Source organism: Streptomyces sp. NPDC048111 (assembly GCF_043202815.1).
Classification (GTDB): domain Bacteria; phylum Actinomycetota; class Actinomycetes; order Streptomycetales; family Streptomycetaceae; genus Streptomyces.
The window spans coordinates 1-26,153 of record NZ_JBIDBD010000004.1; the positions used below are offsets into that span (position 1 = coordinate 1).

16 protein-coding genes, 1 tRNA gene and 1 rRNA gene are annotated in these 26,153 nt (G+C 71.9%); 14 read left to right on the forward strand and 4 right to left on the reverse strand.

Annotated features, from left to right (window positions below):
• The 3 genes from rrf to ACGF3I_RS10300 all read left to right on the forward strand — a co-directional run.
• Positions 1-93 (forward strand): 5S ribosomal RNA (rrf, locus tag ACGF3I_RS10290); the annotation flags it as partial.
• A gap of 98 nt (positions 94-191) precedes the next feature.
• Positions 192-869 carry a DegT/DnrJ/EryC1/StrS family aminotransferase gene (locus tag ACGF3I_RS10295; RefSeq protein ID WP_393130220.1) on the forward strand — a complete coding sequence of 226 codons (678 nt, stop codon included), beginning with the start codon at positions 192-194 and terminating at the stop codon, positions 867-869.
• Between the two features lie 89 nt (positions 870-958).
• A tRNA-Thr gene (locus ACGF3I_RS10300) sits at positions 959-1,031 on the forward strand.
• Positions 1,032-1,095: 64 nt separating this feature from the next.
• Here the strand turns inward: ACGF3I_RS10300 and ACGF3I_RS10305 are convergent.
• Complete coding sequence (locus ACGF3I_RS10305; protein ID WP_393130221.1) at positions 1,096-3,795, reverse strand: SpoIIE family protein phosphatase; 2,700 nt, start codon at positions 3,793-3,795, stop codon at positions 1,096-1,098.
• 302 nt (positions 3,796-4,097) lie between these two features.
• On the opposite strand from ACGF3I_RS10305, the gene ACGF3I_RS10310 reads away from it, so the two are divergent.
• The 10 genes from ACGF3I_RS10310 to ACGF3I_RS10355 all read left to right on the forward strand — a co-directional run bounded on the left by ACGF3I_RS10310 (position 4,098) and on the right by ACGF3I_RS10355 (position 18,917).
• The gene (locus ACGF3I_RS10310) at positions 4,098-9,599 is read left to right on the forward strand and encodes a HAMP domain-containing protein (protein ID WP_393130222.1); all 5,502 of its coding nucleotides are present in this window, start codon (positions 4,098-4,100) and stop codon (positions 9,597-9,599) included.
• A 244-nt stretch (positions 9,600-9,843) separates the two neighbouring features.
• Positions 9,844-10,518 carry a two-component system response regulator gene (locus tag ACGF3I_RS10315; protein WP_393130223.1) on the forward strand — a complete coding sequence of 225 codons (675 nt, stop codon included), beginning with the start codon at positions 9,844-9,846 and terminating at the stop codon, positions 10,516-10,518.
• Positions 10,519-10,667: 149 nt separating this feature from the next.
• Positions 10,668-13,475 carry a DNA translocase FtsK gene (locus ACGF3I_RS10320; protein WP_393130224.1) on the forward strand — a complete coding sequence of 936 codons (2,808 nt, stop codon included), beginning with the start codon at positions 10,668-10,670 and terminating at the stop codon, positions 13,473-13,475.
• A 238-nt stretch (positions 13,476-13,713) separates the two neighbouring features.
• Positions 13,714-14,550 carry a helix-turn-helix domain-containing protein gene (locus ACGF3I_RS10325; RefSeq protein ID WP_393130225.1) on the forward strand — a complete coding sequence of 279 codons (837 nt, stop codon included), beginning with the start codon at positions 13,714-13,716 and terminating at the stop codon, positions 14,548-14,550.
• 61 nt (positions 14,551-14,611) lie between these two features.
• The gene (rimO, locus tag ACGF3I_RS10330) at positions 14,612-16,081 is read left to right on the forward strand and encodes a 30S ribosomal protein S12 methylthiotransferase RimO (RefSeq protein WP_393130226.1); all 1,470 of its coding nucleotides are present in this window, start codon (positions 14,612-14,614) and stop codon (positions 16,079-16,081) included.
• Complete coding sequence (gene pgsA, locus ACGF3I_RS10335) at positions 16,078-16,746, forward strand: CDP-diacylglycerol--glycerol-3-phosphate 3-phosphatidyltransferase (RefSeq protein WP_393130227.1); 669 nt, start codon at positions 16,078-16,080, stop codon at positions 16,744-16,746. Before rimO ends, pgsA begins: the two co-directional genes overlap by 4 nt.
• Complete coding sequence (locus tag ACGF3I_RS10340) at positions 16,743-17,252, forward strand: CinA family protein (RefSeq protein ID WP_393130228.1); 510 nt, start codon at positions 16,743-16,745, stop codon at positions 17,250-17,252. The genes pgsA and ACGF3I_RS10340 overlap by 4 nt, the downstream gene beginning before the upstream one ends.
• A 109-nt stretch (positions 17,253-17,361) precedes the next feature.
• Positions 17,362-17,751 carry a helix-turn-helix domain-containing protein gene (locus tag ACGF3I_RS10345; RefSeq protein WP_053726410.1) on the forward strand — a complete coding sequence of 130 codons (390 nt, stop codon included), beginning with the start codon at positions 17,362-17,364 and terminating at the stop codon, positions 17,749-17,751.
• 216 nt (positions 17,752-17,967) lie between these two features.
• On the forward strand, positions 17,968-18,438 hold the full coding sequence (locus ACGF3I_RS10350) for a Dps family protein (RefSeq protein ID WP_393130229.1): 471 nt from the start codon (positions 17,968-17,970) through the stop codon (positions 18,436-18,438).
• A gap of 236 nt (positions 18,439-18,674) precedes the next feature.
• Entirely contained in the window at positions 18,675-18,917 is a 243-nt protein-coding gene (locus tag ACGF3I_RS10355) for a hypothetical protein (protein WP_393130612.1), read from the forward strand.
• Here ACGF3I_RS10355 and ACGF3I_RS10360 read toward each other — a convergent pair.
• The 3 genes from ACGF3I_RS10360 to ACGF3I_RS10370 form a co-directional block, all read right to left on the reverse strand.
• Entirely contained in the window at positions 18,865-19,629 is a 765-nt protein-coding gene (locus tag ACGF3I_RS10360) for an SDR family NAD(P)-dependent oxidoreductase (RefSeq protein WP_393130230.1), read from the reverse strand. The genes ACGF3I_RS10355 and ACGF3I_RS10360 overlap by 53 nt on opposite strands.
• 63 nt (positions 19,630-19,692) lie before the next feature.
• On the reverse strand, positions 19,693-20,460 hold the full coding sequence (locus ACGF3I_RS10365) for a DNA-formamidopyrimidine glycosylase family protein (protein WP_393130231.1): 768 nt from the start codon (positions 20,458-20,460) through the stop codon (positions 19,693-19,695).
• Between the two features lie 135 nt (positions 20,461-20,595).
• On the reverse strand, positions 20,596-25,221 hold the full coding sequence (locus ACGF3I_RS10370) for an ATP-dependent helicase (RefSeq protein WP_393130232.1): 4,626 nt from the start codon (positions 25,219-25,221) through the stop codon (positions 20,596-20,598).
• 56 nt (positions 25,222-25,277) lie between these two features.
• Between ACGF3I_RS10370 and ACGF3I_RS10375 the strand changes: the two genes are divergently transcribed.
• Entirely contained in the window at positions 25,278-26,108 is an 831-nt protein-coding gene (locus ACGF3I_RS10375; RefSeq protein ID WP_393130233.1) for an AraC family transcriptional regulator, read from the forward strand.
• Positions 26,109-26,153 lie beyond the last annotated feature (45 nt).

Sequence of the window (26,153 nt, forward strand, 5' to 3'; positions counted from 1 at the left end):
ACGCCCGGTTACATTCCGAACCCGGAAGCTAAGCCTTTCAGCGCCGATGGTACTGCAGGGGGGACCCTGTGGGAGAGTAGGACGCCGCCGAACAATCTTTCAACGCTGGTCCCTGAACTTCGGTTCGGGGGCCAGCGTTTTTTTGTGCCCGCTCACCTGGCGTTCATGTGGCGCGAGCACGATTCGCTGTCATGGAGATGACAGGAGCGCTCAGGTCTGCCGGTGTCGCGCCGGGGGACGAGGTGATCGTGCCGGCTTATGACAGCGCCGAGTTGGCCGGGGCCGTCGTCGCCGTCGGGGCGGTGCCGGTGTTCGCCGACATCGATCCGCTGACCTACTGCCTGTCCCCGGACACCGTCGACCGGGCCGTCACCCCCAGAACCGCGGCCGTCGTCCTCGTACCGCGCTTCGGCCATCCGGTGGACAGCGCGGCCTTCGCCGAACTCGCCACCGGGCGTGGGGTGTTGACGGTCGAGGGGGAGGACGCGGTGGACCTCGGGGGGGATCTGGCTCAACGGCGCGAGCGGGCGCGGTACTTGGACCGGCGCCTCGTCGGCGTGCGGACGCCGGCGCCGGTCGAAGGCCACCGCTATCAGCGGTACGTCGTGCGGGTGCCCGGCAACGGGAGGCCCGATCGGGACGCGTTCGCGCGGCTGTTGCGGCGGCGCGGAGTCGCGTGCGAGGTGCCGGTGCCCATCCCCGTACACCGGATGCGGGAGTTCCGGCGCGATGGGGTGCGGTTGCCGGAGACCGAGCGGGCGGTGGACGAGACGCTTGCGCTGCCGGCGCTCGACGGGCTTTCCCCGGCCGAATTGCGGCGGTTGGTCTCGGTCTGCAATGCGCTCGGTGGGCTGCTGCAACCCGCCTAGGCGGAACCGGTGACCGCGGTTCGGACCACCGTCTGATTCGGGGTATGCTTTATCTCGTTGGTGAGGGGGAAACCCCGAAACAACAACCGGCCCCTATAGCTCAGTCGGTAGAGCGTCTCCATGGTAAGGAGAAGGTCTGCGGTTCGATTCCGCATGGGGGCTCAGCAATGCGAAAGGCCCCGCCCATTGGGCGGGGCCTTTCGTGTGTCCGGGGCGCCCCTCGGGGCTATCGCTTGGCCTGCTCGGGAATGCGCATGGACAGGATCGCCATGTCGTCCGACGCGGGTTCGGCGGCGAAGCGCTCGACCGCCCGCAGGACGCGGGCCGCGACCGCGCCCGCGGTGAGCCCCGTGCAGGTGGCGAGGACGTCCGTGAGGCCGTCGTCGCCCAGCATGCGGGTGCCTTCGCGGCGTTCGGTGATGCCGTCGGTCACACAGAGCAGGACGTCGCCCGGGTCGAGCGTGATGGTCTGCTCGTACAGCTCCAGGTCGTCCATCACCCCGAGGAGCGGCTGCGGGTCGGCCGCCGGCTCGACCGTGCCGTCCTGGCGCAGGCGCAACGGGAGCGGATGGCCCGCGCAGACGATCTTCAGGATGGCGCTGCCGTCCTCCTGGGGCCACAACTCCCCGTAGAGCAGGGTCAGGAAGCGGCTGCGGGCGCCTTCGTCCAGGATGGCCGCGTTCAGGCGTTCCAGGACCGCGGGGCCGCCGAAGCCCTCGCGGGCCAGCAGGCGCAGGGCGTGCCGGGCCAGGCCGGTGACCGCGGCGGCCTCCGGGCCGGTGCCGCAGACGTCACCGATCGCGAAGCCGTACGCGCCGTCGCGGATCGGGAAGAGGTCGTAGAAGTCGCCGCCCACCTCGTTGCCCTCGCCGGCCGCGCGGTAGATCACCTCGACCTCGACGCCGGGGATCTGCGGGAGGCCGGGCGGCAGCAGGGAGCGCTGGAGCGAGCGGCTGATGGCCATGCGCTCGGAGTACAGACGGGCGTTGTCCAGGGCGAGGGCGGCCCGGCGCGAGAGGTCCTCGGCGAGCTCCAGGATTTCCTGGCGGAAGTGGTCGTCGGAGGGCTTGCCGAGGGTCAGCATGCCGATGACGCGGTTACGGGCGACGAGGGGCAGGACGACCGTCTCGCCGCCGACCGCCGCCGCCGTCGACAGGGTGGATCCCAGCCCGCCGGTGTGCGGGCCGCCGGAGCGGCCGAAGTCGCGCATCGAGACGCGCAGGGCGGCCTGGTGCGCGGCTTCGCCGGGCGCGTTCCACACCCGGGCGCCGGGGGTCGGCACCGGTTCGGGCGGATTGATCTTGGAGAGCAGGGCCTTGAGGCCGTCGATGCGCTCCTCGTCCTCGTGCAGGACGTAGGAGAGGTACGGCTCGGACGCCTGGTCGGCGATCGTGTAGACCGCGCACCAGGTGGCGAGGGTCGGCACGGTCATCTGGGCCATGAGCGCCAGCGTCTGATCGCGGTCCAGGGTGCCGGCCAGCAGGTCGGAGGCCTCGACGAGGAAGCTGAGCGATCCCCGGCGCAGGCGTTCCAGCTCGCCCAGGCGGGCCGATTCGACGGCGAGGGCGATGCGGTCGGCGGCGAACTGGAGGCGCAGGGCCTCCTCGTTGGAGTAGCGGCCGGGGGATTCGGCGGCCACGCCGAGCGAGCCGGTCAGACGTCCCTCGACCTTCAGGGGGACGGTGACCACCGACCGCATGCCCGTGCTGTCGAGGAGCGGCACCGCGCCGGGCACGGCCGCGAGGTCCTCGTGGACGGCGGGCATCCGGGCCGATCCGTACCGCCCGGTGCCGGCCTCGACGGGCACGCGGGCGAAGCGCTGGCGGGCGGAGGGCAGGCCGGTGGTGGCCCGCACCTCCAGTTCGGTCTCGTCGTCGGTGGCCAGCAGCAGGAAGGCGGAGTCGCCGTCCAGCATGTCGCGGGCGCGCTCCACGGTGCGCTGGAGCAGTCCGTCCAGGTCGTCGGGGGCGGGGGAGCCGATGAAGACCTCGAACGGGTCGACGTTGCGGTTCTCGCCCAGCGCGGCCGGGTCGGCGGCGGGCTGGCGGGTGGGGGTCTGCAGGACGGCCCGTTCGTCGTCACGCACCAGCAGGCAGACCGTGGACGGCTCGCCCTCGGTGTCGCGCACCCGCAGGTGCGAGGCGTACACCGGGACGGTCCGGCCGTCGGCGCCCCTTATCCCGTACGTGCCTTCCCAGCGCGAGAGTTGGAGGGCTTCGACGATGCCGGTGGAGGTGCCGGGGGTGTGCGGCCAGGCCGCGAAGTCGGTGAGCGCCTTGCCCGTGACCTGCTCGGCGGGGTAGCCGAAGAGTTCCTCGGCGTCCTCGTTCCAGGCGCGTACGGCGCCGGTGCGGTCGATCTGCACGACGGCGACCCGGACCCGGCCGTCGGCGACCGGGAGGAGTTCGGGGGGCAGGGCCGGGCCGGCCGAGCGGGTGCCGACCGCGCGGTTGGGCAGATCGAGCTGGAACCAGACGTTCTTCCTGGTCGGGGTGTACTCGACGCCCCAGCGCGAGGCGAGGGCCGCGCACAGCAGCAGCCCGCGGCCGTTCTCACGGTCGGGCCCGGCGATGTCCGCGGGGGAGCCGAGGAGCGGAACCTCGCGTTCGGGGTAGCGGTCGGCGACCTCGACGCGTACGCCGTCCTCCGAGCGCAGGCACAGGACGTCGGCCTTGGTGCCCGCGTGGACCACCGCGTTGGTGACGAGCTCACTGGTCAGGACGACGGCGTCGTCGACGACATCGGCGTACCCCCAGCCCTGGAGGGTGTCCCGGACGAAGGCGCGGGCGGTCGCGACCGACCGCCCGACAGGGTCGAAGCTGGCTGCCGCCCGCGCGGTGATCACAGAACTCCTCGTACGCGTCTCGACGCCCGGATTTCCTTGCCGGGGCTCCGGAACGTGCCCTCCGGGCCACAACAGTCCCATGCCGGCCGCCCCCTCCGGTGCCCCGTGGTCGTCCTTTGTGCCGCCCGCCCCCAAGCTTTACCGGGCAAAGGGGATCAAGCGCCCCATGCCGGGCGGACCGGGGCGGTTGGACAGCCGGAAGCCAGGTTACTTACCTTCGCTGTCCGAGCGGATGCCGGTCACCAGTGTTTCCGCCCTCCGTGGGCGGGGACGGATATGCGAAGCTGCCGAACTGTTATGGCCTGGTTCGGCCATGGTGAAACACTGGGCATGCTTCCGGAGACAGCCCGGGCAGTGCGGTCAACCCTTGCGGGAGGGACACGGTGGAGTCTGGCGCAGCGGCGCGGGGCGTAAGCACGCGCGCGAAAGACGATCAGTCCCGGACTGGGCAGGCCCGGCGTCACCGGCAGCGTGGCGGTCAGGGGACGACCGAGGTGGACACGGCGGCGCTGCAACGGCTGCTCGCTGCCCTCGCGTCGATGCGGGACGGCAACTTCCGCAAGCGCCTGACGGTCTCGGGGGACGGAGTGATGGCGGAGATCGCCGCCGTCTTCAACGAGGTGGCGGACCGCAATCTGCATCTGACCGGCGAGATCGCCCGGGTGCGCAGGATGGTGGGGCGCGAGGGCAAGCTCACCGAGCGCCTGGAGAACGGCGCCTGCGAGGGGTCCTGGGCGACCGCGATCGACGCGTCCAACGCGCTGGTCGACGATCTCGCGCGCCCGGTCTCGGAGGTCGGACGCGTCCTGTCGGCGGTGGCCGACGGCGATCTGGAACAGCGCATGGACCTGCGTTCGCACGGCAGCGACGGCGCCGAGCGGCCGCTGCGCGGCGAGTTCCTCAAGGTCGGGCGGACCGTCAACAACCTGGTGGACCAGCTGTCGGCGTTCACCGACGAGGTCACGCGCGTCGCCCTCGAAGTCGGTACGGAGGGCAAGCTCGGCGGCCAGGCCCAGGTGCGCGGAATGTCGGGTTCCTGGAAGGATCTGACGGATTCCGTCAACACGATGGCGTACCGGCTGACGGCCCAGGTACGTGACATTGCTCTCGTCACCACCGCGGTCGCCAAGGGCGATCTGTCGCGCAAGGTGACGGTGCACGTGGCCGGCGAGATGCTCCAGCTGAAGAACACCGTCAACACGATGGTCGACCAGCTGTCCTCCTTCTCCTCCGAGGTGACCCGGGTGGCCCGCGAGGTGGGCACCGAGGGCGAGCTCGGCGGCCAGGCGCAGGTGCCTGGTGTGGCCGGGGTGTGGAAGGACCTCACCGACTCCGTCAACGTCATGGCGACGAACCTGACCGCGCAGGTGCGCGGCATCGCCCAGGTCACCACGGCGGTGGCCAGCGGCGACCTGTCGCAGAAGGTCACGGTCAACGCGCGCGGCGAGGTCGCGCAGCTCGCCGAGACCATCAACCAGATGACCGAGACGCTGCGCACGTTCGCGGACGAGGTCACCCGCGTGGCCAACGAGGTCGGCGCGGAGGGCCTGCTCGGCGGTCAGGCGCAGGTGCCCGGCGCGGCCGGCACCTGGAAGGACCTGACGGACTCCGTCAACACCGTCTTCCGCAATCTGACGACCCAGGTGCGGGACATCGCGCAGGTGACCACGGCCGTCGCCAGCGGTGACATGAGCCAGAAGGTCACGGTGGACGTGGCCGGCGAGATGCTGGAGCTGAAGAACACCGTCAACACGATGGTGGACCAGCTCCAGGCGTTCGGTTCCGAGGTGACCCGGGTCGCCCGTGAGGTCGGCATCGAGGGGCGGCTCGGCGGTCAGGCCGAGGTGCCCGGCGCGGCCGGCACCTGGAAGGACCTCACCGACTCCGTCAACACCGCCTTCCGCAACCTCACCGGGCAGGTCCGCGACATCGCGCAGGTGACCACGGCGGTCGCCAATGGTGACCTGTCGCAGAAGGTCACCGTGGACGTCGCGGGCGAGATGCTGGAGCTGAAGAACACCGTCAACACGATGGTGGCGCAGCTGTCCAACTTCGCCGACCAGGTCACGCGGATGGCGCGGGACGTGGGCACCGAGGGCCGGCTCGGCGGGCAGGCGCGGGTCGACGGCGTCTCGGGCACCTGGAAGGAACTCACCGACTCCGTCAACTTCATGGCGGGGAACCTGACGTCGCAGGTGCGCCAGATCGCCCAGGTGACCACGGCGGTGGCCAGCGGCGACCTGTCGCAGAAGATCGACGTGGACGCCCGCGGCGAGATGCTGGAGCTGAAGAACACCATCAACACGATGGTCGACCAGCTCTCCGCCTTCGCCGAGCAGGTGACCCGGGTGGCCCGTGAGGTCGGCACCGACGGCCGGCTCGGCGGGCAGGCGCAGGTGCCGGGCGTGGCCGGGGTGTGGCGCGACCTGACGGACTCCGTGAACGGCATGGCCGGCAACCTCACGGCCCAGGTGCGCAACATCGCCCAGGTCGCCACCGCGGTGGCCCGCGGCGACCTGTCGCAGAAGATCGACGTGGACGCCCGCGGCGAGATCCTGGAGCTGAAGAACACCCTCAACACGATGGTGGACCAGCTGTCCAGCTTCGCCGAGCAGGTGACCCGGGTGGCCCGGGAGGTCGGCACCGAGGGCATCCTGGGCGGGCAGGCCGAGGTGCAGGGCGTGTCCGGCACCTGGAAGGACCTCACCCAGTCCGTCAACTCCATGGCCAACAACCTGACGTCGCAGGTGCGCAACATCGCCGAGGTGACGACGGCCGTCGCCGAGGGCGACCTCTCCAAGAAGATCACCGTCGACTCCAAGGGCGAGATCCTGGAGCTGGTCACGACCGTCAACACGATGGTCGACCAGCTGTCCAACTTCGCCGACGAGGTCACCCGCGTCGCCCGCGAGGTGGGCACCGAGGGCATCCTGGGCGGTCAGGCCCGGGTGCGCGGGGTCACCGGCATCTGGAAGGACCTCAGCGACAACGTCAACCTGATGGCCGCGAACCTGACGACCCAGGTGCGCAACATCTCCCGGGTCTCCGCGGCGGTCGCCAACGGCGACCTCACCAAGAAGGTGACCGTCGAGGCGCGCGGCGAGGTCGCCGAACTCGCCGACACCGTCAACACCATGGTCACGACGCTGTCCTCCTTCGCCGAGCAGGTCACCAAGGTGGCCCGTGAGGTGGGCACGGACGGCATCCTGGGCGGTCAGGCCCGGGTGCCGGGTGTCTCCGGCACCTGGAAGGACCTCACCGAATCGGTGAACTCCATGGCCGACAACCTCACCGGCCAGGTGCGCCAGATCGCCACCGTCACCACCGCCATCGCGCAGGGCGATCTCACCAAGAAGATCGACATCGATGCGCGCGGCGAGATCCAGGAACTCAAGAACACGATCAACACGATGGTCGACCAGCTGTCCTCGTTCGGTCAGGAGGTGACCCGGGTCGCCCGCGAGGTGGGCACCGAGGGGCAGTTGGGCGGCCACGCCCGGGTCCGTGACGTCGACGGGACCTGGCGCGACCTCACCGAATCGGTGAACGAGATGGCCGGGAACCTGACCCGGCAGGTCCGCGCCATCGCGGCCGTCGCCACCGCGGTGACCCGCGGCGACCTCAACCTGAAGATCGACGTGGACGCGGCGGGCGAGATCCAGGCCCTCCAGGACAACATCAACACGATGATCGCCAACCTGCGCGACACCACCGTGGCGAACAAGGAGCAGGACTGGCTCAAGGGCAACCTGGCCCGCATCTCGGGCCTGATGCAGGGCCGCCGCGACCTCGACGACGTGGCCTCCCTGATCATGACGGAGCTCACCCCGGTCGTCTCCGCGCAGCACGGCGCGTTCTTCCTGGCCATGCCGACGGGCGGTGCCCCCGAGGTCGGCCCCGAGGGCGACGGCTCGTACGAGCTGCGGATGCGCGGGAGTTACGGCTATTCGGCGGGCTCCATGCCGACGTCCTTCAGGCCCGGCGAGACGCTGATCGGCACGGCCGCCGAGGAGAAGCGGACGATCCTGGTCGAGAACGTGCCGCCGGGCTACCTCAAGATCTCCTCAGGGCTCGGCGAGGCGCCGCCCGCGCATGTGATCGTGCTGCCGGTCCTGTTCGAGGGCAAGGTCCTCGGCGTGATCGAACTGGCGTCGTTCCAGCCGTTCACGCACATCCAGAAGGACTTCCTCAACCAGATCGCCGAGATGATCGCCACCAGCGTCAACACCATCTCGGTCAACTCCAAGACCGAGGTGCTGCTCAAGCAGTCGCAGGAACTCACCGAGCAACTGCGCGAGCGCTCGGCCGAGTTGGAGAACCGGCAGCGGGCGCTCCAGGCCTCCAACGCCGAACTGGAGGAGAAGGCCGAGCTGCTGGCCCAGCAGAACCGGGACATCGAGGTGAAGAACACCGAGATCGAGGAGGCCCGGCAGGTCCTGGAGGAGCGCGCCGAACAGCTCGCCGTCTCCATGCGCTACAAGTCCGAGTTCCTCGCGAACATGTCGCACGAGCTGCGCACCCCGCTCAACTCCCTGCTGATCCTCGCCAAGTTGCTCGCCGACAACGCAGAGGGCAACCTCTCGCCCAAGCAGGTCGAGTTCGCCGAAACGATCCACGGGGCCGGTTCCGACCTGCTTCAGCTGATCAACGACATCCTGGACCTGTCCAAGGTCGAGGCGGGCAAGATGGACGTCTCGCCGACCCGGATCGCGCTGGTGCAGCTCGTCGACTACGTGGAGGCCACCTTCCGTCCGCTCACCGCGGAGAAGGGCCTCGACTTCTCGGTACGGGTCTCGCCCGAACTGCCCGCCACGCTGCACACCGACGAGCAGCGCCTGCTCCAAGTGCTGCGCAACCTGCTGTCCAACGCGGTCAAGTTCACCGACAGCGGGGCCGTCGAACTCGTCATCCGCCCGGCCGGGACGGACGTCCCGCACGCCATCCGCGAGCAGCTCCTGGAGGCGGGCTCGCTGCGCGACGCCGACTCCGACCTGATCGCCTTCTCGGTCACCGACACCGGCATCGGGATCGCGGCCGGCAAGATGCGGGTGATCTTCGAGGCGTTCAAGCAGGCCGACGGCACGACCAGCCGCAAGTACGGCGGCACCGGCCTCGGCCTGTCCATCAGCCGCGAGATCGCCCGCCTGCTCGGCGGCGAGATCCACGCGGCGAGCGAACCGGGCCGCGGCTCGACCTTCACCCTCTATCTCCCGCTCCACCTCGGCGAGTTGCCCCCGCAGGGCTACCCGCAGCTCGCCCCCGGCGGCATGGAGGCCGCGGCGGGCCGCGCCCTGGAGGCGGCGGTCCGTCCGGAGCCCACGCAGCAGGGCGGCGGTGCGGAGTTCGGGCCCGGCGGCGGCCAGCCGGCCACGGCCGGACTGTTCCGGCGCCGCCGCAAGGCGCTCGGTACGGAGAGCCGGAGGGAAGAGGCGCCCGCCGAGCGCGGCGGAGCCGGCCAGAGCTGGGAGGCGGAGGAGGCGGAGCGCGAACCCGCCCGCACGTTCCACTTCGCCGGCGAGAAGGTGCTGATCGTCGACGACGACGTGCGCAACGTCTTCGCGCTCACCAGCGTCCTGGAGCAGCACGGGCTCGCGGTGCTGTACGCGGAGAACGGGCGGGAGGGCATCGAGGTCCTCGAACAGCACGAGGACACCGCGGTCGTCCTGATGGACATCATGATGCCGGAGATGGACGGCTACGCGACGACCTCGGCCATCCGCAGGATGCCGCAGTTCGCCGGTCTGCCCATCGTCGCGCTCACCGCCAAGGCGATGAAGGGCGACCGGGAGAAGGCCATCGAATCCGGCGCGTCCGACTACGTGACCAAGCCGGTCGACCCCGATCATCTGCTCTCGGTGATGGAGCAGTGGATGCGGGGCAAGTGATCCCTGAGCGGGCGCGGGAACGGGCGTTGCTGACGGACCGTGGCCGTCGGGGTGTGAGGAGGCGGTGCTCGGGGAACCTTCTGGTCTCCCCTTACGTTTCTGCTTCGTGCACAGTGACATCGCGGTGACAGGGTGTGGCGACAGGCGGGGTGCGGCTACCATGACCGGCACAAGGACGGGCGACGCAAGGGAGTCGTCCCCTGGGGCGGCGCCCGGTGCACTGCCGGGGCGAGGAGGACGGGCCATGGTGCAGAAGGCCAAGATCCTCCTGGTCGATGACCGGCCGGAGAATCTGCTGGCGCTGGAGGCCATCCTCTCTGCGCTCGATCAGACACTGGTGCGGGCATCGTCAGGGGAGGAAGCGCTCAAAGCGCTGCTTACGGACGATTTCGCGGTCATCCTGCTGGACGTCCAGATGCCGGGAATGGACGGGTTCGAGACCGCCGCGCACATCAAGCGGCGCGAGCGCACCCGCGACATCCCGATCATCTTCCTCACGGCGATCAACCACGGCCCCCACCACACCTTCCGCGGATACGCGGCGGGCGCCGTGGACTACATCTCCAAGCCGTTCGACCCCTGGGTGCTGCGCGCCAAGGTGTCGGTCTTCGTGGAGCTGTACATGAAGAACTGCCAGCTGCGCGAACAGGCCGCGCTGCTGCGGCTCCAGCTGGAGGGCGGCGGACACGGCGGCGCGGCCAAGGAGTCCGCGGGCCTGCTCGCCGAACTCTCCGCACGCCTCGCGGCAGTTGAGGAACAGGCCGAGGCGCTCTCCAAGCAGCTCGACGACGACTCGGCGGACGCGGCGGCCGTCGCCACCGCGGCCCACCTGGAGCGCAAGCTCACCGGCCTGCGCCGGGCGTTGGACGCCCTGGAGCCCGGCACCGGCGGCGCGCCCACCCTGCCCTCGCAGAGCTGACCCCCCCACGGCGGGACATCCGGGCCCGCGTGCGGAACTGACGCCACGTCCGGCTGACGTGGCGTCAGCGTGCTTACGGGCCACGACACGGACGGGTGAAGCGGTAGGCACACGTGTCCACCGGCGCCGACCCAGGTAACCTCAGCACCATGGCCTCACGTACGTCCGGCAAGGGTTCCCAGGGCACGGCGGGCACCGCGAAGCGCACCGGCCGTACCCCGGCGAAGAAGGCTGCGCCCGCCAAGAAGGTCGCGGCCCCCAAGGCGCCCGCGAAGAAGGCCGCCCCCAGGAGGGCGCCCGTCAAGAAGGCCGTGGCCCCCAGGCCCGCGCCCAGAACGGCGCCCTCGCCGACCGGAGGCGTCTACCGGCTCGCGCGGGCGATCTGGCTCGGCGCGGCCCACGCGGTCGGCGCCCTGTTCCGCGGCATAGGACGCGGAGCCAAGGGACTCGACCCCGCCCACCGCAAGGACGGCGTCGCCCTGCTGCTGCTCGGGCTCGCCCTGATCGTCGCCGCCGGCACGTGGTCCAACCTGCGCGGACCCGTCGGCGACCTCGTGCAGATGCTGGTGACCGGCGCCTTCGGCCGCCTGGACGTGGTCGTGCCGCTGCTGCTCGGCGCCGTCGCGATCCGGCTCATCCTGTATCCCGAGAAGCCCGAGGCCAACGGGCGCATCGTGATCGGCCTGTCCGCGCTCGTCCTCGGCATCCTCGGCCAGGTCCACATCGCCTGCGGCTCACCCGGCCGCAACGACGGCACCGACGCCATGCAGGACGCGGGGGGCCTCATCGGCTGGACCGCCTCCAAGCCCCTCGAATTCACCCTGGGCGACGTCCTCGCCGTGCCGATGCTCGTGCTGCTCACCGTCTTCGGGCTGCTCGTCGTCACCGCGACGCCCGTGAACGCGATCCCGCAGCGCCTGCACCTGCTCGGCGTGAAGCTCGGCGTCCTCGAACCGCTGCCGGGCGAGCTCGCCGAGGACGAGCCGGCGGACGACGACTGGCAGGAGGTCGACCCGGCCCCGCGCGCCCGGCGCCGCCCCGCCCCGCCCGTCGAGCACGGCCCGGACCAGGCCGAGGAGGAGGCGCTCACGCGGCGCCGCAGGCCCCGCCGCGGCTCCGTCCAGCCCGCCTTCGACAACGGCCTCGACCCCGTCGACGTCGCCGCCGCGGCGGCCGCGGCCCTGGACGGCGCCGTCATGAACGGCCTGCCCCCCTCGCCCGTCGTCGCCGACCTCACCCAGGGCGTCACCGCCGAGCAGCACCGCGACCAGGCCACCCCCGTCCCCACCGCCCGCGCCGCCGAGGCCAAGACGCCCGCCGGGACGAAGACGCCCGCCGGGACGAAGACGCCGGCCGGGACGAAGACACCGGACGCGCCCCGGGCGACGCCCGGCGCGCCCCCCGTCGTGCCCGACCTCACGAAGCCGCCGCGCGAGACCACCGAGGCCCTGCCGCCGCGCGCCGAGCAGCTCCGGCTCGCCGGTGACATCACCTACGCCCTGCCCTCGCTCGACCTGCTGGAGAAGGGCGGCCCCGGCAAGACCCGCAGCGCCGCCAACGACGCCGTCGTCGCCTCGCTGCAGAACGTCTTCATGGAGTTCAAGGTCGACGCCAGCGTCACCGGCTTCACGCGCGGCCCGACGGTCACCCGCTACGAGGTCGAACTCGGGCCCGCCGTCAAGGTCGAGCGGATCACCGCCCTCGCGAAGAACATCGCGTACGCGGTCGCGAGCCCCGACGTGCGGATCATCTCGCCCATCCCCGGCAAGTCCGCGGTGGGCATCGAGATCCCCAACACCGACCGCGAGATGGTCAACCTCGGCGACGTGCTGCGCCTCGCGGACGCCGCCGAGGACGACCACCCGATGCTGGTGGCGCTCGGCAAGGACGTCGAGGGCGGCTATGTGATGGCCAACCTCGCGAAGATGCCGCACGTCCTGGTCGCCGGAGCCACCGGTTCCGGAAAGTCCTCCTGCATCAACTGCCTCATCACCTCGGTGATGGTGCGGGCCACCCCCGAGGACGTCCGCATGGTGCTGGTCGACCCCAAGCGGGTCGAGCTCACCGCCTACGAGGGCATCCCGCACCTGATCACGCCGATCATCACCAACCCCAAGCGGGCCGCCGAGGCACTGCAGTGGGTCGTCCGCGAGATGGACCTGCGCTACGACGACCTCGCGGCGTTCGGGTTCCGCCACATCGACGACTTCAACGAGGCCATCCGCAACGGCAAGGTCAAGCTGCCCGAGGGCAGCGAGCGCGAGCTGACGCCCTATCCGTACCTGCTGGTGATCGTCGACGAGCTCGCCGACCTGATGATGGTCGCCCCGCGCGACGTCGAGGACGCGATCGTCCGCATCACCCAGCTGGCCCGCGCCGCCGGCATCCACCTGGTGCTCGCCACCCAGCGCCCCTCGGTCGACGTCGTCACCGGTCTGATCAAGGCGAACGTGCCGTCCCGGCTCGCCTTCGCGACCTCCTCGCTCGCCGACAGCCGCGTCATCCTCGACCAGCCCGGCGCCGAGAAGCTGATCGGCAAGGGCGACGGACTGTTCCTGCCGATGGGCGCGAACAAGCCGACCCGCCTCCAGGGCGCCTTCGTCACCGAGGACGAGATCCAGGCCGTCGTCCAGCACTGCAAGGACCAGATGGCCCCGGTCTTCCGGGACGACGTCACCGTCTCCACCAAGCAGAAGAAGGAGATCGACGAGGAGATCGGCGACGACCTCGACCTGCTGTGCCAGGCCGCCGAGCTGGTGGTCTCCACCCAGTTCGGCTCCACGTCGATGCTCCAGCGCAAGCTGCGCGTGGGCTTCGCCAAGGCCGGGCGCCTCATGGACCTGATGGAGTCGCGGAACATCGTCGGGCCCAGCGAGGGGTCCAAGGCCCGCGACGTCCTGGTCAAGCCGGACGAACTCGACGGAGTGCTCGCGGTGATCCGCGGGGAGGCTCCCTGAGCACGCCGTGCGGCCGTCCGGCCCGCAAAGCACTCGTACGGGATGCCCGGGCAACCGTTTCCCCCGGCCGCACGTCCAGTTGAGGGAGGAGTGGAAGCACCTGTGGTCACCGGCCCATTGCCAGGGTCACATGGCCATACCGATGGCGTACAAACTGCGCTCCACCGGTTGCCCCACTCTTTCGTACCCCCCCTAGACTGAACACCCAGCAGGTGGCTCACGCTCGAAAGGCGCCCCCGTGTCCATCGGCAACTCTCCCGAAGACGACCGGCCTTCGACCGCAGACGACGGGCCATCGATCGGTCGTGTCCTCCAGCAGGCCCGTATCGCCGCCGGACTCACCGTCGACGAGGTCAGCTCCGCCACCCGGGTGCGCATCCCCATCGTGCACGCGATCGAGCAGGACGACTTCTCGCGGTGCGGCGGTGATGTGTACGCGCGCGGACACATCCGCACCTTCGCCCAGGCCGTAGGCCTCGACCCGAACCCGTTGGTCGACCAGTACGACGCCGACCACGGCGGCCGGCCGGCCCCCACCCCCGCGGCCCCCCTCTTCGAGGCGGAACGTATCCGCCCCGAGGCCCGCCGCCCCAACTGGACCGCCGCCATGGTCGCCGCGATCGTCGTGGTGGTCGGCTTCGTCGGCTTCACCATGTTCAGCGGCGGCAACGACAAGAAGAGCCACACCTCCGTCGCCGAGGGACCGGCGCAGCAGAAGCCGCCCTCGCGGTCGGCCAGTCCCAGCCCCGCCAAGCCCGCCCAGCCGCAGCCGACCCCGACGCCCTCGGACAGCGCGATCGCGGCCGTCCCGGCCGACAAGGTCACCGTCAAGGTCACCGCGACCAACGACAAGAGCTGGATCTCGGCCAAGGACCACAGCGGCAAGATGCTCTTCGACGGACTGCTCCAGAAGGGCGAGGCCCAGACGTTCCAGGACGGCCAGCAGGTCGACCTCGTGCTGGGCAACGCCGGGGCCGTCGAGCTCTACGTCAACGGCAAGAAGATCGACAGCAAATTCGAGGACGGCCAGGTCGAGCGCCTGAGCTACACCAAGGGCGACCCCCAGGTCGGCTGAGTCCGGCGGCCCACGACCCTCGCGGCGGGGGCGTGGGCCAGGACAAAGTAGTCTTGAGTCCATGCCCGAACGCCGCACCGTCGCCCTTGTCACTCTTGGCTGCGCCCGTAACGAGGTGGACTCGGAGGAGCTCGCAGGCCGCTTGGCAGCGGACGGCTGGGAGCTCGTCGAGGACGCATCGGACGCGGACGTCGCCGTCGTCAACACCTGTGGATTCGTCGAAGCCGCCAAGAAGGACTCCGTCGACGCCCTCCTCGAAGCCAACGACCTCAAGGACCACGGCAGGACCCAGGCCGTCGTCGCGGTCGGCTGCATGGCCGAGCGGTACGGCAAGGACCTCGCCGAAGCGCTCCCGGAGGCCGACGGCGTCCTCGGCTTCGACGACTACGCCGACATCTCCGACCGCCTCCAGACCATCCTCAACGGCGGCATCCACGCCTCCCACACCCCGCGCGACCGGCGCAAGCTGCTGCCGATCAGCCCCGCCGAACGCCAGGCCGCGCCGGACGTGGCGCTGCCCGGCCACGCGCAGGACACCCCGCCCGAGGACCTCCCCGAGGGCCTCGCGCCCGCCTCCGGGCCGCGCGCCCCGCTGCGCCGGCGCCTGGACACCAGCCCCGTCGCCTCGGTGAAGCTGGCCTCCGGCTGCGACCGGCGCTGCTCGTTCTGCGCCATCCCGTCCTTCCGCGGCTCGTTCATCTCGCGCCGCCCCAGCGACGTGCTCGGCGAGACGCGCTGGCTGGCCGAGCAGGGCGTCAAGGAGATCATGCTGGTCTCCGAGAACAACACCTCCTACGGCAAGGACCTCGGCGACATCCGGCTCCTGGAGACGCTGCTCCCCGAGCTCGCCGAGGTCGAGGGCATCGAGCGGGTCCGCGTGAGCTACCTCCAGCCCGCCGAGATGCGCCCCGGCCTCATCGACGTCCTCACCTCCACCGACAAGGTCGTGCCCTACTTCGACCTGTCCTTCCAGCACTCGGCGCCCGCCGTGCTGCGCGCGATGCGCCGCTTCGGCGACACCGACCGGTTCCTCGAACTGCTCGACACGATCCGCTCCAAGGCGCCGACGGCCGGCGTGCGGTCCAACTTCATCGTCGGCTTCCCCGGTGAGACCGAGGAGGACTTCAAGGAGCTGGAACGCTTCCTCACCTCGGCCCGCCTGGACGCCATCGGCGTCTTCGGCTACTCCGACGAGGAGGGCACCGAGGCGGTCGGCTACGAGAACAAGCTCGACGCCGACACCATCGCCGAACGGCTCGACCACCTGTCGCGCCTGGCCGAGGAGCTCACCGCGCAGCGCGCCGAGGAGCGCATCGGCGACACCGTGCGCGTCCTGGTCGAGAGCGTCGACGACGAGGACGGCGCGGTCGGCCGGGCCGAACACCAGGCACCCGAGACCGACGGACAGGTGATCTTCACCGAGAGCGCGGGGCTCACCCCGGGCCGTATGGTCGAGGCCAAGGTCGTCGCCACCGAAGGCGTGGACCTCGTGGTCGAGTGGCTCGACGGGGCCGAGGAGGCGGGCAGATGACCGGAGTCCCGGCATCGGCGGCGGGCGGTACCGGCCGGGCGCCGGCGCCCGGCGGCAAGCTGGGTGCTGCGGCCGTCAACCAGGCCAGCCTCTGGAACATCGCCAACATCCTGACCATGATCCGGCTCGTCCTCGTGCCGGGCTTCGTGGTGCTGCTGCTCGCGGACGGCGGATACGACCCGGCGATGCGGGCCTGGGCCTGGGCGGCCTTCGCCGTCGCCATGATCACCGACATCTTCGACGGTCATCTGGCCCGCACCTACAACCTGGTCACCGACTTCGGGAAGATCGCCGACCCCATCGCCGACAAGGCGATCATGGGATCCGCGCTGATCTGCCTCTCCCTGCTCGACGACCTGCCCTGGTGGGTCACCGGCGTCATCCTGTTCCGGGAACTCGGCATCACGCTCCTGCGTTTCTGGGTCATCCGGCACGGAGTGATTCCGGCCAGCCGCGGCGGCAAGCTCAAGACCCTCGCCCAGGGCACCGCGACCGGCATGTACGTCCTCGCGCTGACCGGGCCGCTCGCCACCCTGCGGTTCTGGGTGATGGCCCTCGCCGTGGTCCTCACCGTCGTCACGGGGCTCGACTACGTGCGCCAGGCGATCGTCCTGAGGCGCAAGGGGCTCGCCGCGCAGCGGGCCGCCGGGGGGCCCGCGTCATGAGCGCGGCGGCCCGGCTCCTCCAGCTGCTCACCGAGCGTGACCAGACGCTCGCGGTGGCCGAGTCGCTGACCGGCGGCCTGGTGGCGGCCGAGCTGACCTCGGTGCCGGGCGCCTCCCGCGCCTTCCGCGGCTCGGTGACCGCGTACGCGACCGAGCTCAAGCGGGACGTCCTGGGCGTCGACGCGGGCCTCCTGAGCGAGCGCGGGGCGGTCGATCCCGAGGTCGCGGCGCAGATGGCGGCAGGGGTGCGCCGGGTGCTCAAAGCCAGCTGGGGAATCGCGACCACCGGCGTCGCCGGCCCCGATCCCCAGGACGGACAGCCCGTCGGGACGGTGTACGTTTCGGCCGTTGGCCCGGCCGGAGCGAAGAAAACCGTCGCGTTGAGGTTGAACGGTGACCGTGCGGAAATCCGTAGGGAGAGTGTACGCAGCGTGCTCGAACTGCTCTCCAGTGAACTCCGCGAGGATGAGCGGGCACAGGATACGGAACAGAACGGGGGGATTTGATGTTTGCAGCCCTGAGTGAACACGACATCGCTCCCCGCACGGCCGCGGCGCGAGGCGGTACGGTGGGGCGTGAAGGATGCGGCTACGCGGTCCGAGGAGGGAGCCACCGATGATTCTGCTCCGTCGCCTGCTGGGTGACGTGCTGCGTCGGCAGCGCCAGCGCCAGGGCCGTACTCTGCGCGAAGTCTCCTCGTCCGCCCGAGTCTCACTCGGCTATCTCTCCGAGGTGGAGCGGGGGCAGAAGGAGGCTTCCTCCGAGCTGCTCTCCGCGATCTGCGACGCGCTTGACGTACGGATGTCCGAGCTCATGCGCGAAGTGAGCGACGAGCTGGCACTCGCCGAGCTCGCCGCCTCTGCGGCGGCGAGTGATCCGGTGCCGGTGCGTGCGCCGGTACGTCCGATGCTCAATTCGATTTCCGTGACGTCGGTGACCGGTGTGCCGACGGAGCGGGTGACGATCAAGGCGCCCGCGGAAGCGGTGGACGTCGTCGCCGCCTGATCAAGGCGCGTGCCCAGGCTTGTACTGAGCCCCGGCCGGTCCCCTGGGACCGGCCGGGGCTCAGCCCTTTTCCCGCGCTCGCGCTCCCCTTCCCGCCGCGCCCGATTCGGGGCTTCTGTGGCAGGGTGGTAGGAGATCGCGCATATGTCCGCATGTTCCGTACAGGTGTTCCCCTGCTCGGAGGCCGCGGGCGTTCCGTCCGAGTGGAGGAAATGCATGTCCTACATCAAGAGCCCGCTGTCCGACGCCGACCTCAAGGTGGTCGGCGACGCTCTGCAGGGCGCGCTCGTCGACCTCGTGGATCTCTCGCTGGTCTCCAAGCAGGTTCACTGGAACGTGGTCGGCCCCCGGTTCCGCTCCGTGCACCTGCAGCTCGACGAGGTCGTCGACACCGCGCGACTGCACTCGGACACCGTGGCCGAGCGGGCCTCCGCCGTCGGCGTCAGCCCGGACGGACGGGCCGCGACCGTCGCCGGGTCGAGTGCCATCGGCACCGTCCAGGACGGCTGGATCAAGGACACCGACGCGGTGAAGATCCTGGTGGACGCGCTGGGCGCGGTCGTCGCCCGGATGCGCGAGCGCATCGAGGCCACCGCCGACCCGGACCCCATCAGCCAGGACATCCTCATCGGCCTGACCGCCGACCTCGAAAAGCACGCCTGGATGTTCCAGGCCGAGACGGTCTGAGCCGGTCGTGCACCCCGGCTCCGGCACGGACATCGGCACCGCCACCGGCACGGCCGACGGCGCAACCGCGGGCATAGCCGGCGGCACGGACGCCCGTGCCGCCGCACGCCGTACCGCGACCGAATCGCACGCCACCGGGCGCATGGGATCCGGAGCGCGCCGGGCCCGCACCCGGTGCGCCCTCCCGGCCGGTTACCCGGCGGTCTAGCGTCGGCCCGAGGAGGCGGCCCATGGCGGTGGCGGTGCGTTGGGTGCCCGCGCTGGTGGTGGCGGCACTGTGGTGGTGGGCCGTGCTGCGGATGGCGACGGCCCCCGGTGAGGCGGGGTTCGTCGAAGGGGCGATGGTCGCGGGCGGCTGGGGCCTGAGCCTGCTGCCCGTCCATGTCACACCCGAGCCCGGCCCGTCGCGCCGTGCCGCCCGCCGCACTACCAGGGCATCGAGACGCCCCCGTTCGGACGCAGGATCTGACCCGTCGTGAACGCCGAGGCGTCCGCCGCGAGATGCAGCACCGCCTGCGCGACGTCCTCGGGCCGCCCGAGCCGGCCCAGCGGCGAGAGCCGCAGCATCATCGACTCGATCTGCTCCTGCTGCTCGGCGGCGTGCTGGTCGGTCATGGGTGTACGGACCCAGCCGGGCGCCACCGCGTTCACCCGGATTCCGTGCGGACCCAGCTCGGCCGCGAGGGTGCGGGTCAGCTGCACGACCGCGACCTTCGAGACGCTGTAGCAGAACAGGCCCGGCCGCGAGGAGTCCACGGCGCCCGACGCCATCGTGACGAGGGAGCCCCCGATGCCGTGGGCGATCATCGAGCGGGCCACCTCCTGACAGGCGTGCAGCACGCCCCGGAAGTTGACGGCGAGCACCCGGTCGAGATCGGCGTCCTCGGTGTCCAGGACCGAGCTGGTGTGCATCACGCCCGCGATCGCCGCCAGCACATGGACGGGCCCGGCCGCCTCGACGGCCGCCTTCACCTGCGCGCGGTCCGCCACGTCCAGCGGATGCGCGTGTGCGGCGCCGCCCGCCTTCGCGATCAGCGCCAGGGTTTCGGCCAGGCCCGCCTCGTCGCGGTCGGCGCAGTGCACCACGGCGCCGGCTTCCGCGAGCAGCAGAGCACTGGCCCGGCCGATCCCGCTCGCCGCACCGGTGACGAAGGCCGTACGGTCACTGAGGTCGTACGCCGTGAGGGACATGCCCGGACGGTACGGCCGGACCTGACGGGTCGTCAATAAGCGTGCGGGGCTGCTGATCCGTCCTCACAGGGCGGGCGCGGGCTGGCACGTGGGGCACCAGTACGTCGGCCTCTCCCGTCCGGACGGGTCACGCTGCGCGGTGTGCCGCAGCGCGGTGCGGCAGCGCGGACACGGCCGGCCGGCCCGGCCGTAGATGTACGTCTGGCGCCGCGGGCGGTCCTTGTTGGCCTCCAGGAACTGCTTCGCGGTACTCACCAGCCGCTCGGGGGACGGGACTTCACCCACCGGCAGCCACGGCACGATCCGCAGCGCGAAACAGATCTCCGACTTGAACACGTTGCCCACCCCGGCGAGGTTGCGCTGATCGAGCAGCGCCTCACCGACCGGACGGTCCGGCTCCGCCAGGAGGTTGCGCAGGGCCGTCTCCGCGTCCCAGTCGGGACCCAGCAGGTCCGGGCCGAGATGGCCGACGGCCTTCGACTCGTCCCGCGTACGCAGGAGTTCGAGCACGGGCAGCCGGTAGCCCACCGCGGTGTGCTCCGCGTTGGCCAGGATGGCGCGGATCTGGTGCGAGGGGCCGCCGTTCCAGCGCTCGCCGGGCCGGAAGATCCGCCACGATCCGTCCATCCGCAGATGCGAGTGCAGCGTGAGCCCGCCCTCGATCCGGGTCAGCAGGTGCTTGCCGCGCGGGGTCACGTCCAGGACCGTGCGCCCGGTCAGATCCGCCGTGGCGAACCGCGGCACCCGCAGATCGGACCGGGTGAGGACCTCACCGGCCAGCGCGGTGTGCAGCCGCCGCGCGGCCTGGTAGATGGTGTCTCCTTCGGGCATGGGCCAATTCTGCCGGGGATGGGGGCGGGGCGCCGCCGCGCGGTGGGGCGGCCCTGGATCGGGGTGGGCCGGGCGGGGGGTCGGGAGCCGGGTGGGGTGAGCGCCGGCCGGCCTCCGCAGACCGGCCCGGCCTTTTCAGGGCCGCAGGCGCAGGCCCTTCGGGGTGGCGATGAAGCCCGCCGCCTCCAGGGGGCGGGCCAGCGGCGAGGTGAGGGCCGGGTCCCCGTTGGCCCGCTCCACGGTGATCGTGCCGAGCCGGCCCGCCCGCGCCGCCCCGGCCAGCACGCCCGCCGCGGCCACCAGGGCCGGATCGTCGGGCTCGGCGGCCCAGGCGAGCAGCGACTTGCCGCCGCGCTCCAGATACAGCACCAGCTCGCCGTCGACCAGCACCACCAGGGAGCCCGCCTTGCGGCCCGGCTTGTGCCCGGCCCCGTTGGGCGCCTCCGGCCACGGCAGCGCCGCACCGTACGCACAGGCCGGATCGGCGGCCGCGAGGAGGACCGCCTGGGGGGCGGTCCGCGCGTCGGCCCCGCGGTCGCGGGCGGTGGCGGCGGCGCGCACCCGGTCCACCGCGCCGTCCATCGCGAACTGGGCGGCGCCCAGACCCTCCACCACGTAGCCGCGCCGCGCCTGCCCGCTGTCCTCGAACGCCGCCAGGATCCGGTACGTCGCCGAGAAACCGCCCTCCACGCCCTCGGCCTGCACCGCGCCGCGCGTCACCACGCCGTGCCGGTCCAGAAGCGTACGGGCCAGGGCGTGGGCCCGGTGCGTCGGATCGGGCTCGCGCGCCGGGAGCAGGGACCAGCGGCCCGAGACCGTCGGCGGCCCGGTGCGCGAGGCGGTGCGGGCCGCCGCGGTCAGCGTGCCGTACCGGCCGCGCGGCACCGGACGCTTGGCTCGGTGGGCGGTCGAGCCCGCGGTGCGCCCCGAACCGAGCAGCGACCGCAGCGGCGCGAGGGTGTCGTTGGTGAGCCGCCCCGACCACGCCAGATCCCATACCGCGTCGGCGAGTTGGGCCTCGCTCGCCTCCGGATGGGTGGTCGCCCTGACCTGGTCGACGAGCTGGCGGAAGAAGAGGCCGTAGCCCGGGGCCAGCGCCGCCAGCACCGACTCGTGCAGCGCCGTCGTCTCCAGCGGGTGCGGCGCGGGCAGCAGCAGCGGTGCCGCGTCGGCCAGATAGAGCGAGACCCAGCCGTCCTTGCCGGGCAGGGCGCCCGCGCCCGCCCACAGGACCTCGCCGGTCGTGGTCAGCTCGTCCAGGAACGCCGGGCCGTAGTCCGACACCCGGGACGGCAGGATCAGCTTCTCCAGGGCCGACGCCGGCACCGCGGCGCCCTGCAACTGCTCCACCGCACGCGCCAGCCCGTCGATCCCGCGCAGACTGTTGCTGCCCAGGTGCTGCCACTGCGGCAGGAACGTGGCGAGCGCCGCGGGCGGCACCGGCTCCAGCTCCTGGCGCAGCGCGGCCAGCGAACGGCGCCGCAGCCTGCGCAGGATCGTCGCGTCGCACCACTCCTGGCCGATGCCGGCCGGATGGAACTCGCCCTGCACGACCCGGCCGGCCGCCGCCAGGCGGTGCAGCGCCCCGTCGGTGACCGCGCTGCCCAGGCCGAACCTGGCCGCCGCCGTCTCGGAGGTGAACGGGCCGTGCGTGCGCGCGTAGCGGGACAGCAGATCGCCCAGGGGATCCTTCACCGGCTCGGTGAACGCCTCGGGGACCCCGACCGGCAGGGCCGTGCCCAGGGCGTCCCGCAGCCGGCCCGCGTCCTCGATCGCCGCCCAGTGCTCGGCGCCGCCGATGCGGACCCGGATGGCGCGGCGCGCCGTCTCCAGCTCGCCGGCCCAGCCCGGCTCGGCGCCGCGCCGCCCCAACTCGGCGTCGGTGAGCGGCCCCAGGACGCGCAGCAGGTCGGCCACGCCCTCCGCGTCCTTGATGCGGCGGTCCTCCGTGAGCCACTGGAGCTCCTGCTCCAGCTCGGCCAGGACCTCCGCGTCGAGCAGCTCGCGCAGCTCGGCCTGGCCGAGCAGCTCCGCCAGCAGCCGTGAGTCCAGGGAGAGCGCGGCCGCGCGCCGCTCGGCCAGCGGTGAGTCCCCCTCGTAGAGGAACTGCGCGACATAGCCGAACAGGAGCGAGCGGGCGAACGGGGACGGCTCCGGCGTGGTGACCTCCACCAGCCGCACCCGGCGCGCCTCCAGATCGCCCATCAGCTCGGTCAGACCCGGCACGTCGAACACGTCCTGGAGGCACTCGCGTACCGCTTCCAGGACGATCGGGAACGACCCGAACTCGCTCGCCACCTCCAGGAGTTGGGCCGCCCGCTGGCGCTGCTGCCACAGCGGGGTGCGCTTGCCCGGGCTGCGCCGCGGCAGCAGCAGCGCGCGGGCCGCGCACTCCCGGAAGCGCGAGGCGAACAGCGCGGAGCTGCCGACCTGGTCGGTGACGATCTGCTCGATCTCGCCCTTGTCGAAGACCGCGTCCGCCGCCCCCACCGGCGCCTGCTCGCTGTCGTACGCCGCATCCGGTTGCGCCGGGTCCTGGTCGAGGAGGTCGAGACCCATCAGGTCCGCGTCGGGCAGCCGCAGGACGATGCCGTCGTCGGCGTGCATGACCTGCGCGTCCATCCCGTAGCGCTCGGCCAGGCGGGCCCCGAGGGCCAGCGCCCACGGGGCGTGCACCTGCGCGCCGAAGGGGGAGTGGATGACGACGCGCCAGTCACCCAGCTCGTCACGGAAACGCTCCACCAGGATCGTCCGGTCGTCCGGAATGTGGCCGCAGGCGCGGCGCTGCTCGTCGAGGTAGCCGATCACGTTGTCCGCCGCCCAGGCGTCGAGGCCCGCGCTCGACAGCCGCAGCCGCGCGTCCTCGGGCGTCAGCGAGCCGACCTCGCGCAGGAACGCGCCCAGCGCACGGCCCAGTTCGAGGGGGCGGCCCAGCTGGTCGCCCTTCCAGAACGGCAGCCGGCCCGGCACTCCCGGCGCCGGCGACACCAGGACCCGGTCACGCGTGATGTCCTCGATCCGCCACGAGGTGGTGCCCAGGGTGAACACATCGCCCACCCGCGACTCGTACACCATCTCCTCGTCGAGCTCGCCGACCCGGCCGCCGCCCTTCTTGGGATCGGCCCCCGCGAGGAAGACGCCGAACAGGCCGCGGTCGGGAATGGTGCCGCCGGAGGTGACCGCGAGCCGCTGGGCGCCGGGGCGGCCCGTGATGGTGCCCGCCACCCGGTCCCACACCACCCGCGGACGCAACTCCGCGAAGGCGTCCGAGGGGTAGCGGCCCGCCAGCATGTCCAGGACCGCGGTGAACGCCGACTCCGGGAGCGCCGCGAAAGGGGCCGCCCGGCGCACCAGCGCCAGCAGGTCGTCGACCTGCCAGCTGTCCAGCGCCGTCATCGCGACCAGCTGCTGCGCCAGTACGTCCAGCGGATTGGAGGGGATGCGCAGCGACTCGATCGCCCCCGTACGCATCCGCTCGGTGACCACCGCCGACTGCACCAGGTCGCCCCGGTACTTGGGGAAGACCACGCCCGTGGAGACCGCGCCCACCTGGTGCCCGGCGCGGCCCACCCGCTGGAGCCCCGAGGCCACCGACGGCGGCGACTCGACCTGCACCACCAGATCCACCGCGCCCATGTCGATGCCCAGCTCCAGACTGGAGGTGGCCACCACCGCGGGAAGCCGGCCCGCCTTCAAGTCCTCCTCCACGAGCGCCCGTTGCTCCTTGGAGACCGAACCGTGGTGCGCCTTCGCCAGCAGCGGGGGAGCGCCGGTCGCCGCACCCGAGCCGCCCATCAGATCCGCCGGCGAGTGCGCCTCCGGCAGCGGCTCGCCCATGGCCCGCTCGTACGCGATCTCGTTGAGGCGGTTGCACAGCCGCTCCGCGAGACGGCGGGAGTTCGCGAACACGATCGTCGAGCGGTGCGCCTGCACCAGATCCACGATCCGCTCCTCCACATGCGGCCAGATCGACGGCTTCTCCGCCCCGTCCTGCCCGTCGGCGGAGGGGGCGGCGCCCAGCTCGGCCAGATCCTCCACCGGCACGACCACCGACAGGTCGAACTCCTTGGCCGAGGGCGGCTGGACGATCTCCACCCTGCGCTGCGGCGACAGATAGCGCGCCACCTCGTCCACCGGACGCACCGTCGCCGACAGGCCGATCCGGCGGGCGGGCCGCGGCAGCAGTTCGTCGAGCCGTTCGAGCGACAGCGCCAGATGCGCGCCCCGCTTGGTGCCCGCCACCGCGTGCACCTCGTCGAGGATCACCGTCTCGACACCGGCCAGCGCATCGCGCGCCGCCGACGTCAGCATCAGGAACAGCGACTCGGGCGTCGTGATCAGAATGTCCGGCGGGCGCGTCACCAGCGCCCGCCGCTCCGCCGGCGGGGTGTCCCCCGACCGGATCCCGACCCGCACCTCGGGTTCCGGCAGCCCGAGCCGCACCGACTCCTGACGGATCCCCGTCAACGGGGAGCGCAGATTGCGCTCCACATCGACCGCCAGCGCCTTCAGCGGCGACACGTACAGCACCCGGCAGCGCTTCTGCGCCTCCGCGGGCGGCGGCACCGCGGCCAGCCGGTCGAGCGCCGCCAGGAACGCCGCCAGCGTCTTGCCCGAACCCGTCGGCGCCACCACCAGGACGTCCGAACCCTCGGCGATCGCCCGCCACGCGCCCTCCTGCGCCGCGGTGGGCGCGGTGAACGCCCCCGTGAACCAGCCGCGGGTCGCGGGCGAGAAGGAGTCCAGCGCTGTCCGTGCCATGGACCCCATCGTGCACCCCGCCACTGACAATGGCCCGGAGCTGCGAGAATGGACGGGTGAACGGCGTCGAGGAATGGGCACGGCACTGGCGGTACGCGGAGCTGCCCGGCCTCGACCTGCTGCGCGCCCGCTACGTGCGCCACACCTTCCCCCGCCACGCCCACGAGGGCTTCGTCCTCGGCGCCGTGCGCACCGGGGTCGAGGACGTGGTGATGCCCGGCGAAACCCTGCGGGCCCGCCCCGGCACCGTCGTCATGATCAACCCCGAGGTGCCGCACGCCGCGCACGCCGGCGTCCCCGAAGGCTGGACGTACGGCACGCTCTACCCCTCCGCCCGGCTCATCGGCGCCATAGCGGCCGAGACGACCACGCTGCGCGGCACCGCCGGGTTCGCCGCGACCATCGTCGAGGACCCCGACACCTCACGGCTCATCCAGGACGTCCACCGTGCGGCCGAACAGGGCAACGCGCTGGCCGCCGACAGCGTCTTCCGCATCGCCGTCGCCCGGCTGCTGCGCCGCCACGGCCACCGCATGCCCGAACGCACCCCCGCGTCGGCCGGGGCGAGCGCCGCCGCCGCGGCCCGCCTCCTGCTGGTGGAACGGCTCGCCGACCCGCCGTCCCTGGAGCAGCTCGCCCAGGGCCTGGGCACCAGCCCCTTCGCCCTGCTGCGCGCCTTCAAGGCCGCCTACGGACTGCCCCCGCACGCCTGGCTGACGGGGGAGCGGGTGCGCCGCGCCCAGCGCCTCCTGGAGCAGGGGACACCCCTCGCCGAGGCCGCCGTCACGGTCGGCTTCAGCGACCAGCCCCACCTCAACCGCCACTTCACCCGCATCGTCGGCGTCACCCCCGGCGCCTACCGCCGCGAACGCACCGCCACGCCCTGAGGCGCCTTTGGCCCACCCGGCCCGCAGGCGGGCGGGACGCAAGAA

Coding starts and splice junctions, on each gene's coding strand:
- ACGF3I_RS10365 (WP_393130231.1), bottom strand. CDS start 20,460: ATGCCCGAAGGAGACACCATCTACCAGGCCGCGCGGCGGCTGCACACC.
- ACGF3I_RS10370 (WP_393130232.1), bottom strand. CDS start 25,221: ATGGCACGGACAGCGCTGGACTCCTTCTCGCCCGCGACCCGCGGCTGG.
- ACGF3I_RS10350 (WP_393130229.1), top strand. CDS start 17,968: ATGTCCTACATCAAGAGCCCGCTGTCCGACGCCGACCTCAAGGTGGTC.
- pgsA (WP_393130227.1), top strand. CDS start 16,078: ATGACCGGAGTCCCGGCATCGGCGGCGGGCGGTACCGGCCGGGCGCCG.
- ACGF3I_RS10340 (WP_393130228.1), top strand. CDS start 16,743: ATGAGCGCGGCGGCCCGGCTCCTCCAGCTGCTCACCGAGCGTGACCAG.
- ACGF3I_RS10295 (WP_393130220.1), top strand. CDS start 192: ATGGAGATGACAGGAGCGCTCAGGTCTGCCGGTGTCGCGCCGGGGGAC.
- ACGF3I_RS10315 (WP_393130223.1), top strand. CDS start 9,844: ATGGTGCAGAAGGCCAAGATCCTCCTGGTCGATGACCGGCCGGAGAAT.
- ACGF3I_RS10320 (WP_393130224.1), top strand. CDS start 10,668: ATGGCCTCACGTACGTCCGGCAAGGGTTCCCAGGGCACGGCGGGCACC.
- rimO (WP_393130226.1), top strand. CDS start 14,612: ATGCCCGAACGCCGCACCGTCGCCCTTGTCACTCTTGGCTGCGCCCGT.
- ACGF3I_RS10360 (WP_393130230.1), bottom strand. CDS start 19,629: ATGTCCCTCACGGCGTACGACCTCAGTGACCGTACGGCCTTCGTCACC.
- ACGF3I_RS10345 (WP_053726410.1), top strand. CDS start 17,362: ATGATTCTGCTCCGTCGCCTGCTGGGTGACGTGCTGCGTCGGCAGCGC.
- ACGF3I_RS10305 (WP_393130221.1), bottom strand. CDS start 3,795: ATGGGACTGTTGTGGCCCGGAGGGCACGTTCCGGAGCCCCGGCAAGGA.